Origin of the sequence: Nevskia sp. (genome assembly GCF_051860985.1) — a bacterium.
GTDB lineage: Bacteria > Pseudomonadota > Gammaproteobacteria > Nevskiales > Nevskiaceae > Nevskia.
Genome location: NZ_JBIMKV010000024.1, coordinates 34,269 through 50,087 on the forward strand (window position 1 = coordinate 34,269; position 15,819 = coordinate 50,087).

At 66.9% G+C, this 15,819-nt stretch carries 15 protein-coding genes and 1 tRNA gene; 3 read left to right on the top strand and 13 right to left on the bottom strand.

The window, feature by feature from the left end:
* The 3 genes from ACTIGJ_RS17970 to ACTIGJ_RS17980 form a co-directional block, all read right to left on the bottom strand.
* Entirely contained in the window at positions 1–585 is a 585-nt protein-coding gene (locus ACTIGJ_RS17970) for a cytochrome c oxidase subunit 3 (RefSeq protein ID WP_439641703.1), read from the bottom strand.
* Between the two features lie 14 nt (positions 586–599).
* Positions 600–1,388 (bottom strand): hypothetical protein, encoded by a 789-nt coding sequence (locus ACTIGJ_RS17975; RefSeq protein WP_439641704.1) that lies wholly within the window; start codon positions 1,386–1,388, stop codon positions 600–602.
* Positions 1,389–1,490: 102 nt separating this feature from the next.
* Entirely contained in the window at positions 1,491–2,018 is a 528-nt protein-coding gene (locus ACTIGJ_RS17980; protein ID WP_439641705.1) for a MarR family winged helix-turn-helix transcriptional regulator, read from the bottom strand.
* A 157-nt stretch (positions 2,019–2,175) separates the two neighbouring features.
* On the opposite strand from ACTIGJ_RS17980, the gene ACTIGJ_RS17985 reads away from it, so the two are divergent.
* Positions 2,176–2,652 carry a VOC family protein gene (locus ACTIGJ_RS17985; protein WP_439641706.1) on the top strand — a complete coding sequence of 159 codons (477 nt, stop codon included), beginning with the start codon at positions 2,176–2,178 and terminating at the stop codon, positions 2,650–2,652.
* 15 nt (positions 2,653–2,667) lie between these two features.
* Here ACTIGJ_RS17985 and ACTIGJ_RS17990 read toward each other — a convergent pair whose 3' ends face one another.
* The 6 genes from ACTIGJ_RS17990 to ACTIGJ_RS18015 form a co-directional block, all read right to left on the bottom strand.
* Positions 2,668–4,299: a peptide chain release factor 3 gene (locus ACTIGJ_RS17990; protein ID WP_439641707.1), complete on the bottom strand. Its 1,632-nt coding sequence runs from the start codon at positions 4,297–4,299 to the stop codon at positions 2,668–2,670.
* A gap of 131 nt (positions 4,300–4,430) precedes the next feature.
* Complete coding sequence (locus ACTIGJ_RS17995; RefSeq protein WP_439641708.1) at positions 4,431–5,660, bottom strand: hypothetical protein; 1,230 nt, start codon at positions 5,658–5,660, stop codon at positions 4,431–4,433.
* Between the two features lie 80 nt (positions 5,661–5,740).
* Positions 5,741–6,541 (bottom strand): DODA-type extradiol aromatic ring-opening family dioxygenase, encoded by an 801-nt coding sequence (locus ACTIGJ_RS18000; protein WP_439641709.1) that lies wholly within the window; start codon positions 6,539–6,541, stop codon positions 5,741–5,743.
* Positions 6,542–6,591: 50 nt separating this feature from the next.
* Entirely contained in the window at positions 6,592–7,362 is a 771-nt protein-coding gene (locus ACTIGJ_RS18005; protein WP_439641710.1) for an HvfC family RiPP maturation protein, read from the bottom strand.
* Entirely contained in the window at positions 7,355–8,227 is an 873-nt protein-coding gene (locus ACTIGJ_RS18010; protein ID WP_439641711.1) for an HvfB family MNIO-type RiPP peptide maturase, read from the bottom strand. The genes ACTIGJ_RS18005 and ACTIGJ_RS18010 overlap by 8 nt, the downstream gene beginning before the upstream one ends.
* A gap of 13 nt (positions 8,228–8,240) precedes the next feature.
* Positions 8,241–8,498 (bottom strand): HvfA family oxazolone/thioamide-modified RiPP metallophore, encoded by a 258-nt coding sequence (locus tag ACTIGJ_RS18015; RefSeq protein WP_439641712.1) that lies wholly within the window; start codon positions 8,496–8,498, stop codon positions 8,241–8,243.
* Between the two features lie 74 nt (positions 8,499–8,572).
* Between ACTIGJ_RS18015 and ACTIGJ_RS18020 the strand changes: the two genes are divergently transcribed.
* Positions 8,573–9,646, top strand: coding sequence for an AraC family transcriptional regulator (locus tag ACTIGJ_RS18020; protein WP_439641713.1), 1,074 nt, complete (start codon positions 8,573–8,575; stop codon positions 9,644–9,646).
* 50 nt (positions 9,647–9,696) lie between these two features.
* Positions 9,697–9,773 (top strand) — tRNA-Ile (locus ACTIGJ_RS18025).
* 608 nt (positions 9,774–10,381) lie between these two features.
* Here ACTIGJ_RS18025 and ACTIGJ_RS18030 read toward each other — a convergent pair.
* Genes ACTIGJ_RS18030 through ACTIGJ_RS18045 form a run of 4 tightly spaced genes read right to left on the bottom strand, consistent with a single transcriptional unit; the run spans position 10,382 to position 15,736 of the window.
* Complete coding sequence (locus ACTIGJ_RS18030; RefSeq protein WP_439641714.1) at positions 10,382–11,506, bottom strand: PIN-like domain-containing protein; 1,125 nt, start codon at positions 11,504–11,506, stop codon at positions 10,382–10,384.
* A gap of 21 nt (positions 11,507–11,527) precedes the next feature.
* Positions 11,528–12,055, bottom strand: a complete 528-nt coding sequence (locus ACTIGJ_RS18035) for a hypothetical protein (RefSeq protein ID WP_439641715.1) — start codon at positions 12,053–12,055, stop codon at positions 11,528–11,530.
* Complete coding sequence (locus ACTIGJ_RS18040; protein WP_439641716.1) at positions 12,052–13,725, bottom strand: DEAD/DEAH box helicase family protein; 1,674 nt, start codon at positions 13,723–13,725, stop codon at positions 12,052–12,054. Before ACTIGJ_RS18040 ends, ACTIGJ_RS18035 begins: the two co-directional genes overlap by 4 nt.
* Position 13,726: 1 nt before the next feature.
* A complete protein-coding gene (locus ACTIGJ_RS18045) occupies positions 13,727–15,736 on the bottom strand; it encodes an ATP-binding protein (protein WP_439641717.1) in 2,010 nt (669 codons plus the stop codon).
* Positions 15,737–15,819: the final 83 nt, after the last annotated feature.

Below are 15,819 nucleotides of genomic sequence, written 5' to 3' on the forward strand. Positions count from 1 at the left end.
TCAGCGCACCAGGTACAGCAGCGGGAAGATGCAGACCCACAGCAGGTCGACCATGTGCCAGTAGGTGGCGCCGCCTTCGTACAGCGCGATGCTGTCGCCGGCCTGCACGCCGCGTGACTTCACGGCCAGCACCGCGACGATCACGGTGCCGACCGCGACATGGCCGAGATGCAGCCCGGTCATGATGAAGTAGTACTGGAAGAAGGCATTGCTGGTCAGACCGATGCCGGCGTCGAACTTCTGCCCGTATTCGAGGATCTTCGAGACGATGAAGGCGACGCTGCAGGCCGCGGTACTGCCGAAGTAGCGCGGTGCCAGTGCGGCGCGGCCGTGCTTCAGCGCATCGACGCCGAGCACCACCAGCATCGAGCTGCTCAGCAGGATCAGTGTGTTGATCCCGCCGAAGTCCAGATTCAGCGCCTGACGCGAGGCCTCGAACAGCGCCGGCGCCTGATGCCGATCCCACATGAAGCAGCCGAACATCAGCGCGAACACCGCCATGTCGGCATAGACGAACACCCATACGCCTTCGACGCCGGGCAGATGCCGGATGCGCGGCGCGACCGCTGCGGATTGCGGATGCACGGCGATCGAACGGCTCAGCTGATCGACTGCCGGGCGACACCCGCAGCCGGGCGCAGGCCGCCGGTGATCGGCTCGGCGGCCAGTGCCTCGCCTTCGCCGACCTCGACCCGGCGCTTCAGATCGCCAAACAGGTAGTAGCTGGCGACGAACATCCAGATCAGCCAGGCCGGGTACGGCACCCAGAAGCCGATCAGGCCGTCGTAGGCGAACGGGCCGTTGCGCAGGATCGCGGTCAGGCTGGCCGGGAAGAAGGTGGCGCCGCAGAAGATCGTCAGGTAGCATGCCCAGTTCGGCATCACCGGCACCTTCGCCTTTTTGTCGTGCAGCACGCACAGCGCCAGTGCCCACATCTGCAGGGTCGTGCACATGTACACGGTGTCGTTCATCAGCCAGCCGGCGTCGGTCAGCATCTGGGTCATTTCCGGTGCCCGCTCCGGGCGCTGCGCGGCCACCACCCAGCACCACATGCTGATCGACACCACCATCACCGTCAGGCAGCCGCCGAGCAGCTGCGTGTAGGCCAGTACTGGATAGGGGCCGGTCTCGATGCGCTTCATCCGCGCGGTCACGTAGCCGGTCCACGGCAGGTAGAAGCAGATGGTGATCAGCGCGACGAGGAAGCCGACGCGGATCTCGGTCAGATGGCTGACGTAGCGATCGGTGAACGCCTGTGCCGGCCAGTCCGGATGCGGCGGCGGCAGGTTGTGGCCGAGCCAGGCCCAGAAGATCACGAAGGTCGTGACGAAGATCGGCCCCATGAAGATCGACAGCTTCTGATAGAAAATCTTGGTCTGCTCGTCCATCGCACGTCCTCCCGTGATGCGGCAAAAGGCGTCTGTCGCGCCTGTGGCAGCGGGAGCCGGCGCTGGTGGCCGATCCCGCCGATGAAGAAAGATGGGCGGCGCTCAGGCCGCCGCGCGCAGTGACCGCGGCGGCTTGTCGAGCGACACGATCAGCTTGCGTAGCACCCGTTCGAGCAGCGCGAATTCCTCGGCATCGAGATCGGAAAACGCGTTCTCGATCGGCTCGCGCAGCTGCGGCGCGGCTTCAAGGGCCTTGGCCCGGCCGTCCGGCGTGATCGAGATGACATGGCGGCGCGCGTCGCGCGGATCGATGCTGCGGGCCACGTGGCCGTCCTCCACCAGTTCCTCCAGCAGCCGGGTCATGTTGGCGCGGCTGGTGCCGACCATTTCGCTGAGCTCGCCGGGCGAGGCGGTGCCAGATTCGCTGGCCAGCAACAGGCACAGCACGTGGAAGGTGTTCTCGGTCAGGCCCAGCGACCGGAACACCGGTTCGAAGTAGTTGCCGAGCCCGAATCCGGTGGCCCGCAGCAGGCGGACCATCACCGTGCCGGGCATCAGCAGCTCCGGCAGCGCCCGCTGCATGCGCGGCGTGCTGTCGGCGATCTGCTTCAGTCTTCCGGATCCTTTCATGATTGTTACGCATGTCGTTTATATATGAACGATATGCTGCCGATCGCGCCTGCCGAATGCAAGCCCGCGCATTTGCGGGTGCATTCGCCAGCGCCGGGGCAGCGGTCCATGATCGGCAGGCGGGCCGACACGCGGCCGGAAGACCAGGAACCCGACGATGCCGAAAAACACCATCTGCCTCTGGTACGAGCAGGACGCCGAAGCCGCCGCCGAGTTCTACGCCCGCACTTTCCCCGACAGCGTGGTCGGCCCGATCTTTCGTGCGCCGAGCAATTTCCCCGGCGGCCGTGCCGGTCAGGTGCTGACCGTGGAGTTCACCGTCTGCGGCATTCCCTGCCTCGGCCTGAACGGCGGCAGCGCCTTTCGCCAGAGCGAGGCGTTCTCGTTCCAGATCGCCACCGAGGACCAGGCCGAAACCGATCGCTACTGGAACGCGATCGTCGGCAACGGCGGTGCGGAAAGCGCTTGCGGCTGGTGCAAGGACCGCTGGGGCCTGTCCTGGCAGATCACCCCGCGTGCGCTGACCGAGGCGATGGCCGCTGGCGGCGAGATCGCCCAACGGGCCTTCGCCGCGATGATGACGATGCAGAAGATCGACGTCGCCGCGATCGAGGCGGCGGTGCGCGGCAGCTGACGCGCGCCTTGAGCCTCAGCTGCGCTCGGTCGCCGCGCCCTGCTCGCGGGTATCGAGGAAGCGGATATCCGGGAAGCGTTCCTTGGTCATCTGCAGGTTGACGTTCGATGACGCCAGATAGACCAGATAGCCAGCGTGGTCGATGGCCAGGCGGACTTCGTTCTTGTCGCGGAATTCCTTGAGCTTCTTGGGGTCGTCGCAGGACACCCAGCGCGCCGTGGAGACCGTGGCGGCTTCGAAGATCGACTCCACGGAGTACTCGTCACGCAGCCGGTACTGCACCACTTCGAACTGCAGCACGCCGACCGCGCCGAGGATCACGTCGTTGTTGGTGATCGGCCGGTAGACCTGGGTCGCGCCTTCCTCGCAGAGCTGATCCAGCCCCTTGTTGAGCTGCTTGGACTTCAGCGGGTCCTTGAGGATCACGCGGCGGAACAGGTCGGGCGCGAAGTTCGGGATGCCGGTGAAGTTGAGCGCCTGACCTTCGGTGAACGAATCGCCGATGGCGATGGTGCCGTGGTTGTGCAGGCCGATGATGTCGCCCGGATAGGCTTCCTCCACCGCTTCGCGGTCGCTGGCCATGAAGGTCAGCGCGCTGTTGATGCGCACCGGGCCGCCGAGGCGCACCGAGTGCAGGTTCATGCCCTTCTTGTAGACGCCGGAGCAGACGCGCAGGAAGGCGACGCGATCCCGATGCTTCGGGTCCATGTTCGCCTGGATCTTGAACACGAAGCCGCTGAACTTCGGCTGGGTCGGTTCGATGGCCTGCGTTTCGCCGCCGATGGTCGCGGCGCGTGGCAGCGGGCCGGGCGCCCAGTCGACGAAGCCGTTGAGCAGTTCGCGGACGCCGAAGTTGTTGATCGCCGAGCCGACGAACACCGGCGTCAGCTTCGCCGCCCGGTAGTCCTCAAGATTGAACGCGGTGCCGGCCATCTGCAGCAGTTCAATCTCGTCGAGCAGGGTCTGATACACCGGCCCGAAACGCTCGGCCAGACCCGGCGCGTGCAGGCCGTCGACGGTCTCGATGTCCGACACCCGGTGCTTGTCGCCGCTGTACAGGTAGAAGCGGTCTTCGAGCAGGTGATAGACGCCCTTGAACTCGGTGCCCATGCCCAGCGGCCAGGTGATCGGCGTGCAGGCCAGGCCGAGCACCTTCTCGACTTCATCGAGCAGTTCCAGCGGCGGCCGGCCGAAGCGGTCGAACTTGTTGATGAAGGTGATGATCGGCGTGTCGCGCAGCCGGCAGACCTCCATCAGCTTGATGGTGCGCGGCTCCACGCCCTTGGCGGCGTCGATGACCATCAGCGCCGAGTCGACCGCCGTCAGCGTGCGATAGGTGTCTTCGCTGAAGTCCTCGTGACCCGGCGTGTCGAGCAGGTTGACGATCTTGCCGTTGTACGGGAACTGCATCACCGAGGTGGTGATCGAGATGCCGCGCTGCTGTTCCAGCGCCATCCAGTCGGACGTCGCGTGGCGCGTCGCCTTGCGGCCCTTGACGGTGCCGGCCAGCTGGATCGCGCCGCCGAACAGCAGCAGCTTTTCGGTCAGCGTGGTCTTGCCGGCGTCGGGGTGCGAAATGATCGCGAAGGTACGGCGCAGCGCGGCGGCTTCGGCAAGCGCGCCGGTGGATTCGGAAACAGCGGTCATGGCAGCAGGCAGCCTGAGGAAGGCGCGGGGAACTGGCGGGGCGGCGATTGTATCGCAGGGTCTGCCGGCGCCTGCCGACGTCTGCCGGGAGATCGCGGCGCGGCAGGGCGATGGCCCCGGTCCGCAGCGCGTCAGTGCTGCAGCGTGAAGGTCCAGATCAGCGACTGGTCGGCCGGCAGGCCGGCGCGCGTGCTGTCGCTGCGCCGCCAGACCATGCCGAGGCCGACGTTCGGCATCGTCAGCTGGCGGGCGATCCAGCGATCAAGGCCTAAGCCGAATTCGAAGCTGTTGCCGATCGCCGCCATGCCCGGCAGGAACCACAGCGGGTCGGCGGCGCGCTGGTAGCTGGCCGATACCGTGGCCTGCGGCAGCTCGGTGCGCAGGGTCGCCTTGGCGCTCCAGTCCAGCGGCTCGCCGCGTTCGGCTGTGCCGGCAAGGCCGCTGCCGGGGCTGCTGGTCAGGCTGCTGCCGGTGTGGCGCAGCGCCACGCTGGACTGCGCCGTCCAGCGCTGCCAGCGCTGGGCGCGGCTGAGGCCCAGTTCGTAGCCGGGTGCCGTGTGGCTGTCGGCGAACTGCGGATGCGCGGCCGGCTCGATCATCAGCAGGTGCAGGCTGCTGTCGGCGTTGCGCTGCCGGCGTTGCCAGCGGGCCGAATAGCTGGCCACCGACAGCGCTTCCGGCAGGCCGCGCTCGGCCGACTGCGCCCGGCAGCCTCGGCCGGCGAAGCGCAGCGCATCGCCATCGCGGCCGGTCAGCAGCGCGGCCGGCAGTTCCACCGAGCCATCGAGCTGGCATTGCAGCGGCGTGCTGGCGGCGATGCCGTCGTCGGCTGTCCAACGCAGGCCCAGCGCCACCGGTGCCGGCGCCCATTGCAGCTGCGCGCTGCGGCTCACGGTGGGGGCCTGCGCGCCGAGCAGGCCGCGGTACTGGTCTTCGGCCTCCAGCCGCAGCGGCTGGTCGAGCAGGAACGGCAGCGCCAGGCGCAGGTTCTGGCGCAGGCTTTCGCTGCCCAGCAGCTGCGTCGGCGCCACGGCGATGTCGCGCCGCACGCCGTCCGAGGCCTGCGCCGGCAGCACCGGCTGCAACGAGTAGCGGGCGTCGTAGTTCAGCCATTGCGCGGGCGCCGCGTACTGCACGGCGCCGTCGAGCAGCGGGTCGCGATCGATCACCCGGCGCTGCAGCGCGCTGTCGGCCTTGAGGCGCAGGCCGGTGCCGGCGGCCGGGTCATCGACGCCGGGCGCAGTGGCCGCGCAGCCGCCGATCTGGGCGGCGACCAGCAGCGCGGCCAGCGCCCGCGCGGCGGATGGCGGCGGCGTGTGGTGGCAGCGCAGGTCTGGCGGACAGCGGCAAGGCATGGGCATGCGACCCGTGGCAGCGGGGTGAAAGTTCCCGACCCGCCTGCCCGCGCGCTGTTCAGGGCGCCCGGCACGCCGATCGGCGGTCAGCCGGCGGCGGTGGCCGGCCAGCCGTACGCCGACATGCTGAGCCCGCCGTAGGAAAAGCTTTCGTGCAGCTTGTTCGCCGGGCCGCCGCCGCCGGCTGCGGCAGTGAACAGCGGCATCAGGTGGTCATCGGTCGGATGCGCGCGGGCGGCGTTCGGCGCCTGGCGGCGATAGTCGAGCAGCGCTGCGCGATCGGCATCGTGCAGCCGCGCGCTGATCCAGCCATCGAAGGCGCGCGACCACTCAGGCGCCGGCGCGTATTCCGGTTCGATCTCGCGCAGGTTGTGCACCAGACTGCCGCTGCCGATCAGCAGCAGGCCGTCGTCGGCATCGAGCAGCGGCTTCAGCGCCTCGCCCAGCGCCCAGTGAGCGGCGGCGTCGCCGGTGGAAATCGACACCTGCACCAGCGGCACATCGGCCGCCGGCCACATCAGCAGCAGCGGCACCCAGACGCCGTGGTCGATCTGCGGCTGGCTGTCGCGGGCCGTCGGCAGGCCGGCCGCGCCGATCGCGGCCTGCACGCGGTCGGCCAGCGCCGCGTCGCCACCGGCCGGGTACTGCAGCTGGTAAAGCTCGGCCGGGAAGCCGTTGAAGTCGTGCCAGGCCTGGTAGCGATCGGCCTGCTTCACCGGGAAGCCGCGCGTCATCCAGTGCGGCGACACCACGATCACCGCTTTCGGCTTGTCCAGCGTCTGGCCGAGCGCGCGCAGGAAGGCGTTGGCCGGGTGCTGGCTGATGGCGAGCGTCGGCGCGCCGTGGCTGAGGAACAGGCTGCGGTAGCGGGGCATCGGGATCGGCATCGCGAATCGGAGGGATGCCTATGGTGCCGCATGCGGCGGCGGCGAATCGGCTAGCAGCGACGGCTGCCGAGCAGGATGCCGCGCGCGCGCAGCTGGTCGAGGATCTCGGCGCCGGCGGCGAGCACTTCGTCGACGTCCGGATGTTCCAGCTCCTCGGCGATCTGGACCAGCAGATCGGCGCCGGTGGCTTCCGGCTGCTCGTCGGCCAGGGTCAGCAGGCGCGCGGTCACGGCGTTGATCTCCAGGAAACGCACCTCGTCCTGGGCATCGCGGTAGACCACCAGACAGGTCTGCTGGCCGCTTGGCGCGGTCGGGATGAAATCGGGGCCGATGCGATGCACTGGCCAGTCATAGGCCAGCGTCCACGACAGCGGCGAAAGCCTTGGCGGCACGTCCAGCAGGCTGGCCTGCGGGTGCACCTGCAAGGTTTCCGGCGGCGGATCTTCGGCGGTGGACAGGGCCAGCTCCACCCATTCGTAGTGCGCCAGCTGTGCGAGGAACGGCAGATCGCCGGGGGCGGGCGGGCGCACGTCGGTGAGCCAGTCGACGAACTCTTCCGGCAGCCGGTGGAACAGCGGCGTGCGGGCGCGATGGCTGCGGAAGAAATCGCCGACCAGCGCGGTCCAGGCGGTGTCGTCGTGCAGCCGCCGCAGCACCGGGAAGGCATTGCCGAGCAGGCCCAGCAGGTTGCCGAAAAACAGCTCGCGGTAGACCGCCATGCGCCGGTCGTCGATGCCGGCCGGCAGCGGATGCGCACCGGGATCGCGCAGACGGGCGGCGAACGCGGCCTGCAGCGCCTGCCGGTGATCGGCCTCAGCCACGGGCGATCGCACCGGGTGTTGCGGCCTCTGCCTGCAGGCGGCGGATCTGCGCGATTTCCGCCAGCAGGTCGGCGAGCGGCGGAATGTTGAAATCGCGCTCCAGCAGCGTCGGCAGCGGCCCGCAGCGGGCATAGGCCTGCGCCAGCAGCGCCCAGACCGGCGCGATGACATCCGCCCCGTGGCTGTCGATGCGCAGGTCCGGTGCCTCGATGTAATGGCCGGCCACGTGCAGATAGCGCACGCGATCGAGCGGCAGGCCGTCGAGGAAGGCGGCGGCGTCGTAGCCGTGGTTGATGCTGTTGACGTGGATGTTGTTGACGTCGAGCAGCAGGTCGCAGCCCGCTTCCGCCACCACCGCGTTGATGAACGCCAGCTCGCTGAGCTGCGCGCCGGGGGCGGCGTAATAGCTGACGTTCTCGACGGCGATGCGCCGCTCGAGAATGTCCTGCACGCGCACGATGCGGGCAGCCACATGGCGCACCGCTTCGTCGGTGAACGGGATCGGCGCCAGGTCGTACAGGTGGCCGTCGTCGCTGCACCAGCTCAGGTGCTCGCTGTAATCGGCAATGCCGTGGCGATCGAGGAAATGGCCGATCGCCCGGACCAGCCCCTCGTCCAGCGGCGCCGGGCCGCCGAGCGACAGGCTCAGGCCGTGGCAGGCGAACGGGAAGCGCTCGGTGAAGGCCCGGAACTGCTTGCCGAGCCGGCCACCGATCGCCATCCAGTTCTCCGGGGCGACCTCGAGAAACCCGATCGCTCCGGGTTCGACCGTCGCCAGCGGCGCCAGCAGCTCGCGCCGCAGGCCCAGACCGGCGCCCTGCACCGCAGCGGGCAGCGCCGCTGCCGGGCCGGCCGCTGCGCCCATCAGCGCGACGCGCTCAGTTCGGCTTCGGCGTGCCGCCGCACTTGCCTTCGCCGCACTTGTGCTCGGTCTTCTTGTCGTCGGTCTTCTTCTCGCCGCCGCACTTGCCTTCACCGCACTTGTGTTCGGCTTTCTTGTCGTCACCGGCCGCCGCCACCATGTAGCCGGCGCCGAGGTCGCTGACCTGGAACAGGCTGCCGGCATGGGCGGCGGCGCCGGTCAGGGCCATCGCGGTGCCCAGCACCACGGTCAGCGGCTTCTTGTTGATGCTCATCAGTCTTGATCCTCGATCGGGTAGCAGCGCCGCAGCGGCGCGTGGCGGAAACTGTAATGGATGCCAAACCGCAAATGCGCTTACGGCACGGCGGCGGCAGCGGATTCGCGGCGCTACCCGCCGGCCGTCGCTGCGGGGCCGACAAGCGCCGGCGCCGCCATTTCCTGTACGGTGCAGCGGCGCGCCGTGCCGCCCCGCTGCTGTCGAAGATCGCCCAGCCCATGCTCGATCGCTCCGCCGAAACCGCGTTCGCCGCCGTGCTCGGCGCCCATGCGCTGCGCGCCCGCATCAGCGACAACCCCCAGTACTGCGGCCGCTTCATCGAGCCTGAACCGGCGACGCCGATCGGCACCTTCCACCTGATCGACGAAGGCGTCTGCGTGGTCGACCTGCCGCAGGGCGGCGGCGCCATCGAACTGCAGGCCGGCGATCTGGTGATGTTCCCGCACGGCGCCGCCCACACGCTGCGCAGCCCGCCGGACTGCGAGGCCGACGACAGCCCGGCGGCGCAGCGCCGCACCGCGATCCTGTGCGGCGAGTTCGAGTTCGCCAGCGGCCGCCGCAACCCGGTGCTCGACGCGCTGCCCGCGTGGATCGTCGTGCGCCACGACGACAGCCAGCCGCAGTTCCGCCATCTCGCCCGGCTGATGGCGCACGAGGCGCGGCACGCCTCGTTCGGTCGCCAGCTGGTGCTCGACAAGCTGGCCGACGCGCTGTTCGTCATGGCGCTGCGCCAGCACATTGCCGCCAGCCCGGAGCGGCGCGGCCTGATCGCCGCACTGGTCGATCCCCGCCTGGCCCGTGTGCTCGAAGCCCTGCACCTCGAGCCCGGCCGCGCCTGGACCGTCGCCGCGCTGGCGGCCCTGGCGCACCAGTCGCGCACCGCGTTCGCCCAGCATTTCCACGCGGTGCTCGGCGTCAGCCCGTACCAGTACCTGACCGAGTGGCGCATGACCGAAGCCCGGCGCCTGCTCGGCGATCCCCGACACAGCGCCGCGACGATCGCCGAGCAGCTCGGCTACCAGACCGAAGCCGCGTTCCGCCGCGCCTTCAAGAAAGTCCACGGCCACGGCCCCGGCCAGACCCGCCGCGCCGCCCGCCACGCCCGGATCAACGCAGTGCCGCCTGATCCCGCCAATGCTCCCTGATCGCCCGTCCGACGCTGGCACAATACGTTGCACGCCGCCGCCGTCGACGCGGGCCTCTAGCTCAATCGGTTAGAGCAGGGGACTCATAATCCCTTGGTTCTCGGTTCAAGTCCGGGGGGGCCCACCATTCGTCGAGTCGCCGGTTGCCGGTGCGCAGTACACCAATTAAGCCATTGATTTTGAGGCAATTGGTTTACAGCAAATACGCCGGACAATTGGTTTACTTAGGCACATCATGACGGCCCTCTATAACAGGGTAGTTGGACGCAACCTCGCCTAGGAGAGCAATTGCGCTACCGAAGTCCGGTGCATTACCGGAGTAGCTTGGCAATCACTGCTTAACCCGTCCGAGTTTTGTCCGCACCCCCCGCTGGCTCAACTTTCGATCTGCAGCAATATACGCGACGCTAAAGAAGGTTCGGCGGCCCTAACTGCGCTGAGGCAACAGGTTCTGGCGGAGTGCCCGCAGCCTGGTGTGTCGGAGGCCCGAGTAGCCCAGGTAAATGGCTTTAGGGCGAACATAGTGCACGCCTAGCGCCGGCAGGATCGGCGGACATCGCCACTATGGGACGCCGGCGCACCGGCACCGGCCACTGGGGTAGCACTTCGAGATATTGGTGTCATTGCAGGCCGGGGTCTTACTCCTGCGCCAGACTGCGCCAAATCGCCGCTCGGTTTGCCAGCAAGGCGCCGACGACGCAGCGCGTCTGGCTGCGTGCGCCGGGACGCGCCCAATCATGCCGACGAGTCACCCTCGATGTCGGTCAGCCGTTCACGGATCGCATTCACCAACTGGGTCAGCTCACCGATCCGCGCCTTGAGCGCTGCCTTCGTCTCGTCTCCAGATGTTGCCTGCTGCTGAGGCTCAGGTGGAAGGTCAATCAGCGATCTGATCAATCCATCAAGTTCGGTTTCCTTGCTGCGCAGCTCGGTCCGCAGGGCGCGTTGTGACTTGGCTCGCTCCGCTGCGGAGCTAGGCGACTCGGTCTCCGACTCCGCAGAGATGGAGTCGGCGATCTTCTGGACGGATGCTTCCTTAATCTGCGATCCCGTACCGGCCGCGTAGCGAAGGAACTGGAGCAGCTCATAGATGTGAAACTCCTGCCCGGTCGTAGCCAGGAATTCCTCGATCAACGCGGGGTGTGGACCGATCTTCTTTCCGCGGTGGATGTGCCACCAATCCGACTTCCCGTCGTCGGTGACGAAGATGATCGGCCGCTTGTCCACCTTGGCCTTCTCGATCATCTCCATCCAGATCACCAGATCGCCGAATTTATCCCCCCCCTCAGCCGCCTTCTTCGTGTCCTCGAAGCCGGGCGGGACTTTCTTCGCGTACCGATCGTTGCCATCCTTGAAAATCGCCGCGATGCGCTCGGCCGAGGGCTTCCCGCCCACCTTGCCCTCGAACAGCTCGGTCACCTTGGCGAAGCTCGCGTTGAATTCTTCCGCGGAGTGCCGGGCCTTGGCCGCAGCGATGCGCTGCTGGAAATCGCGCTGGAACACGTCGAGCGCGGAAAGCTCCCGCTCGATGTCGATCACCGGGTGCGCGCGATATTGATTGATGCCATCCTTCGCCTGATTAATGAACTTGGTCAGGTCGGATCCGAGGCGGTCGTAGGCATCGAGCGCGTGCTGCTGAACGTCCAGTCGGCGACGCTGAAACTCGATCCCCACCTGATACGGAATCCACAGTGATGCCTTCTTGCGCTCGAACACGTCCATGAGCTGGCCTCGCACCTCGGCGGAGTGACGCAGCAGGTGCAGAAGGATGTTCGTGTCGGGGACGATCAACGCGGCGTCCCACAGGGCACTGAGTTGCTCGGGCGACTTCGCGTACCAGCCAACGAATGCTGTTTTCATTGATATCCGCTCGAGCTCGCGTCAGTCGATCCATTCAACCCGCGCTATGCCCAGTCGCTCGGCCGCGCCCCGCACCAAGAGGCGCGTGCTGTCGTCCGCCGTGTTGCCGCTTTCCAGCAACACTGTGCCAAAGGCCGAGGTGCCATGATTGAGCGCGGTTCGCTCGTACATCGCCATCAAGATCAGCTTCCAGTCCCGGCTCTTGCCCCAGGCGATGAGCTCACCATCGATGAAGCGGAGGCCGTGCGGTTTGATGTAGCGATGCACGACTTCACGAGTGGGGTCAATATCTAGGACCGAGAGGATGTCCTGCTCCGTGTCGGACACGCGGGCGCGCTCGTAGGGCTTCAGCAGGGAATCCTTGATGTACACGCGGACCTTGCGCGGGTCCATGTAATGGCTAAGCATCCCACCGATCGCCGTTTCGCGGGTCCATTGTTCGTAGTACCGCGATCGCTCGACGTCGGGCAGCCCTGACCAGCCCAAGTCGTTGGCGCGCTCCCAAAGCATGTCGCGGATGCGGTCGCGCACGTCGTCCGGCAGCTTCATTGGACGTTCCCTCGTGCGCTGGTCAGCGGAAAGTCGAACTCAGGCAGTTCCAGCGTCGGATCGCCCTCCCGATTGAACAGGTCCGCCTGATCCTTCATCCAATCCATCATGAAGCTGCTCGCGCCGATGTCGCGGAACTGCACGAGGCGGCCGCCCATGCGCAGCGTCTCGAGCTCGCCCTTGGCGGCGCGCTCCAGCTCAATGACCTCGGCGATGCGCCTCAGATCACTCACGAAGTCCAGCACCACCACCTTGTCTTTCCCCGGGCTCAAGCGAAGCCCGCGGCCAAGTTGCTGGACAAAGATGCGACGGCTGTGGGTCACGCGCATGAACGCGATCATGTCAACGTCAGGCACGTCCACGCCCTCGTTGAACAAGTCGCGCGTGGTCACGATGTCGAGATTGCCGCGCCGGAATGCCGCCATTGTTTTATCGCGCGTCCGCAGCTCCATGTCGCCGGTGATGGCCTCGGCGCGTAAACCGAACAGACGCAGCATGGCGGCAAAGGCGCGCGCGTGAACCACCGTGGAGCAGAAGACAACGCCAGCACGTCGTCGCTCGGCCGTGAATGACTCGCGGATGATCTTGGCGGCTTCCTCGTCCCGAGTCGGAATGAGCAGCTTTCGGTTCAGCTGCTGCAGGGAATAGTTGTGGACGGAGCGCTCGCGCACGAACTCCCAGTCCACGTTGTCGGCCAGCAAGCGGTAGTCCGCCTCGCACAGAAAGCCTTTACGCAGACCCTCGGCGATGCCCATACGCACGACGGGTTGGCCGAGAATTTGGTCGATGTCGTAGCCGTCGCCACGCCACGGGGTCGCGGTCACGCCGCCAAGCATCGGCGCGTTAAGAGCCTTAACGACGGTCTGGAAGCTTTCGGAGCCAACATGGTGGGCCTCGTCTACAAGGACCAGCCCAAAGCGCGGCAGATCATCGAGGCGGGACATCACGCTTTGCACCGTCGCGAAGGTGATGCCATCCCAATACGATGGCGCTTCACCGCCCATCAGACGATGCGTCGAGACCGACTTCGGCAGCTGGTCCCAAAAGGACCGCTGAAGCTGATCAACCAGCTCGCGCGTGCCGGCCATCACCAGAACTTTGCCTTCCGGGATCGCTTCCTCGCGGTAGAGCTGGGAAACCACCTCCGCCATGACCACGGTCTTGCCGAGGCCAGTCGCCAGGACTACCTGCCCCTTACCCGTTTCGCGTAGCGCCCCCGTGAACTGCTCGGCCGCTTCAGTCTGATAGGGCCGGAGCTCGCGCCGCGCGCGTGGATATTCCGGCGATCGACGCGCCATCTCGATGAGCGTCGCCGCGGACAGTAGTTCGACCTTGATCCCCAACGCGGCCCACTTCTTGACGGCGGCGAACGTCGCCGGCCCGAAGGCTCGCGACGCCGCAACGACCATGCGGTCCGCCTCGTAGAAGCGCGCCGCCTCGACAACCTCATCGACGGCGTCGGGCGTCGGATATTGATTCGACACGAACTTGCACTGGACAACCCAAAGCTCGCCAGCCTTGACGCCCAGCACATCGGCGCCCTTATCCCCGCTGCCGCCCACCACGCGCACATCCTCGAACCCGTTCGCCACTAGCAGCCGGGCGACATCGCGCTCGAATGCTTGCCATGGTCCGTTCAGCAGCCGTCGCGTGTCGAGGAACGTCTCCATCTCACTCCGCTGTGTCGGGACGGAGGAGCTTCAAGGACAGGCTTGCCCTGATCAGGGCGTCGCGCCCGGTTCTTTCAAGGTCCATCGGGGACTGGCTCGCCAGCCATACGGCATCCGCGAGATAGCCGTCATAGCGCGCGCGCACGGCGCGGCGCGCCTCGTCGCTCACCTCGGCCGAACCATAGTCAAGCGCAGCATATGGGTCGTCCCAGTACTTGCCGTCGAGAAACAGTTCCGGATGTGCAAGGAAGAAGTCGCGGATCGTTTGTGGGTCAGCGTAGTTTAGGAACGCACCCGAGGCGATCGCGTCGCGCGGCGCGGCCACTCCGCGCGCGACCATCCTGCGGCCGATAGCTTCACGGGCGGCCGCGCTCAATGCATCGTGCAGCGCGGTCCCCTCGCCGGTCGCGACCTTGCCTTGCAGCGACGCCGCGATCTGCGCCAGCGTGTTGGTCGCCTCGACGATGATTTCGCCGGCGTCAAGGCGTGAGTCGGCGCAATACTCACGGCGAAAGTCCGCCAGAATCGACGCAAAGGTCACGTCCGGCGCCGTCTGCCGCAGGAAGTCCATCGTGCGATGCGACAACTCGATCAGCAACGCGTCGAGGGGCGTCATCGTGGTCGAGCGGTACAGGTCATGCGCCGTGTTGGTCAGGAACGCATAAGTGCGCGTCGCGACATCGACAAGCGGCAAGGCCCAGGGATGGCCGGCGCCCAGACCCGGATCGCGCGGATCGACCGCGAAGCCCTGTACGTCGTACTCGACCCGATAGGTCGGGTGAACGTATTTCCGGGTCAACTCGAAGATCGGCCTGCGCTCCGGCACGGGCGCCGGGGCGGGCGGTGGTGGCGAAACGGTCGCGCCGGTCGGCGGAGTGGGCGGCGCCGTGCCGCCGCCGGCATCGTCATCGAGGAAACCAGGGGGAATGTCTCCGGGCGCAGGAGTGGGCGCGCCACCCGGCGTGGTCGGGGACGGAGCGCCGAGCACCGTCGCGTCTTGTTCCTCGACAAGCTGCCACCATCGGTCATCGCCAAGGTAGTCCGGCTCGTTGTTCTCGAACAAGGCCGCCATTTCGGTCGCGCGCTCGTTGTCCTTCACCACGAGAATGCGTGACCACAGGCCGTTCTTCCCCTGCGGTGACGTGCGTCGGAAGGCCTGAAACAGGCGGAACAACGGGCTGTTGTTGACGCCATAACCAAGCGTCTTGGCCTTGAGTGGTTGCAGCGGACCGTCGCCACGTACCAGGCGCACCATTTCGTCCCACGCCGGATCGTCGCGCTCGAAGCGATCCTTCGTGTAGCTCACGCGGCAGTGGTCGAGATGGATCTCGCCAACGAACCGGCCGCGTTTGCGTTGATCGTCGGTCGGGTACTCGATCTCGGAGCTTTCGCCTTCGCGCCACTCGAACAGATCCTTGATGCCCAGCTCGATCTTGCGGCCGTTGCGAATGATGTCGAGGCCGAAATCGGTGTCGTGCAGGTAGCGCTGAATTCCTACCCAGCCGCGCACGCGCCGCTCGACGGCGGCCACCCGGCAGGAGCTGCTGCCCGTGGGGCACGCGGTCTCGCCATCAGACAATGTCTGCATGCAGGCGGCGCAGTAGCGGCGCGCGGGCAGCGCCACGTTGAAGCGCTCGACGGCGTGAACCGTGCCGTTGCTGGTTTCGACATGACGCTCGGCGCTCCAAGTGCAATGCCGCCGCGCTTGAATTCGGGTGCCATTGAGTTCAAGTCGGAAAACGGCACCACCGCTCTCCGGCGATAGCAAGGCGGAGTAGGCCTTGGCGAGATGCTTGCGCATCGCCGTTGTGTTCTGACCACGCGCCAGCCAGGCGCGCTGCTCCGGCTTCAGCTTGGAGATGACGATTTCGGTGCCGTGCGCGGTGTGGTCGGCCTTGGGGCGGGTCTGCCGCGCCACGCGGAAGTTGCGCTGCGCCTTCAGTTCGTCGAGATCGATGCGAACGCCAACTTCGTATGGGTCGACTGCGCGCGATGTCCAAACCTCTGTCACCAGGCCTAGGGAATCTCTGAATAACCCGCGCCCAGTGGAGTCACGGGTTGCGAATTTCGTATGAAGCCGCCGAGCTGGCGATT

Coding starts and splice junctions, on each gene's coding strand:
- ACTIGJ_RS18000 (WP_439641709.1), bottom strand. CDS start 6,541: ATGCCGATCCCGATGCCCCGCTACCGCAGCCTGTTCCTCAGCCACGGC.
- ACTIGJ_RS17995 (WP_439641708.1), bottom strand. CDS start 5,660: ATGCCCATGCCTTGCCGCTGTCCGCCAGACCTGCGCTGCCACCACACG.
- ACTIGJ_RS18020 (WP_439641713.1), top strand. CDS start 8,573: ATGCGCTTACGGCACGGCGGCGGCAGCGGATTCGCGGCGCTACCCGCC.
- ACTIGJ_RS17980 (WP_439641705.1), bottom strand. CDS start 2,018: ATGAAAGGATCCGGAAGACTGAAGCAGATCGCCGACAGCACGCCGCGC.
- ACTIGJ_RS18035 (WP_439641715.1), bottom strand. CDS start 12,055: ATGAAGCTGCCGGACGACGTGCGCGACCGCATCCGCGACATGCTTTGG.
- ACTIGJ_RS17990 (WP_439641707.1), bottom strand. CDS start 4,299: ATGACCGCTGTTTCCGAATCCACCGGCGCGCTTGCCGAAGCCGCCGCG.
- ACTIGJ_RS18030 (WP_439641714.1), bottom strand. CDS start 11,506: ATGAAAACAGCATTCGTTGGCTGGTACGCGAAGTCGCCCGAGCAACTC.
- ACTIGJ_RS18010 (WP_439641711.1), bottom strand. CDS start 8,227: ATGGGCGCAGCGGCCGGCCCGGCAGCGGCGCTGCCCGCTGCGGTGCAG.
- ACTIGJ_RS18040 (WP_439641716.1), bottom strand. CDS start 13,725: ATGGAGACGTTCCTCGACACGCGACGGCTGCTGAACGGACCATGGCAA.
- ACTIGJ_RS18015 (WP_439641712.1), bottom strand. CDS start 8,498: ATGAGCATCAACAAGAAGCCGCTGACCGTGGTGCTGGGCACCGCGATG.
- ACTIGJ_RS17985 (WP_439641706.1), top strand. CDS start 2,176: ATGCCGAAAAACACCATCTGCCTCTGGTACGAGCAGGACGCCGAAGCC.
- ACTIGJ_RS17975 (WP_439641704.1), bottom strand. CDS start 1,388: ATGGACGAGCAGACCAAGATTTTCTATCAGAAGCTGTCGATCTTCATG.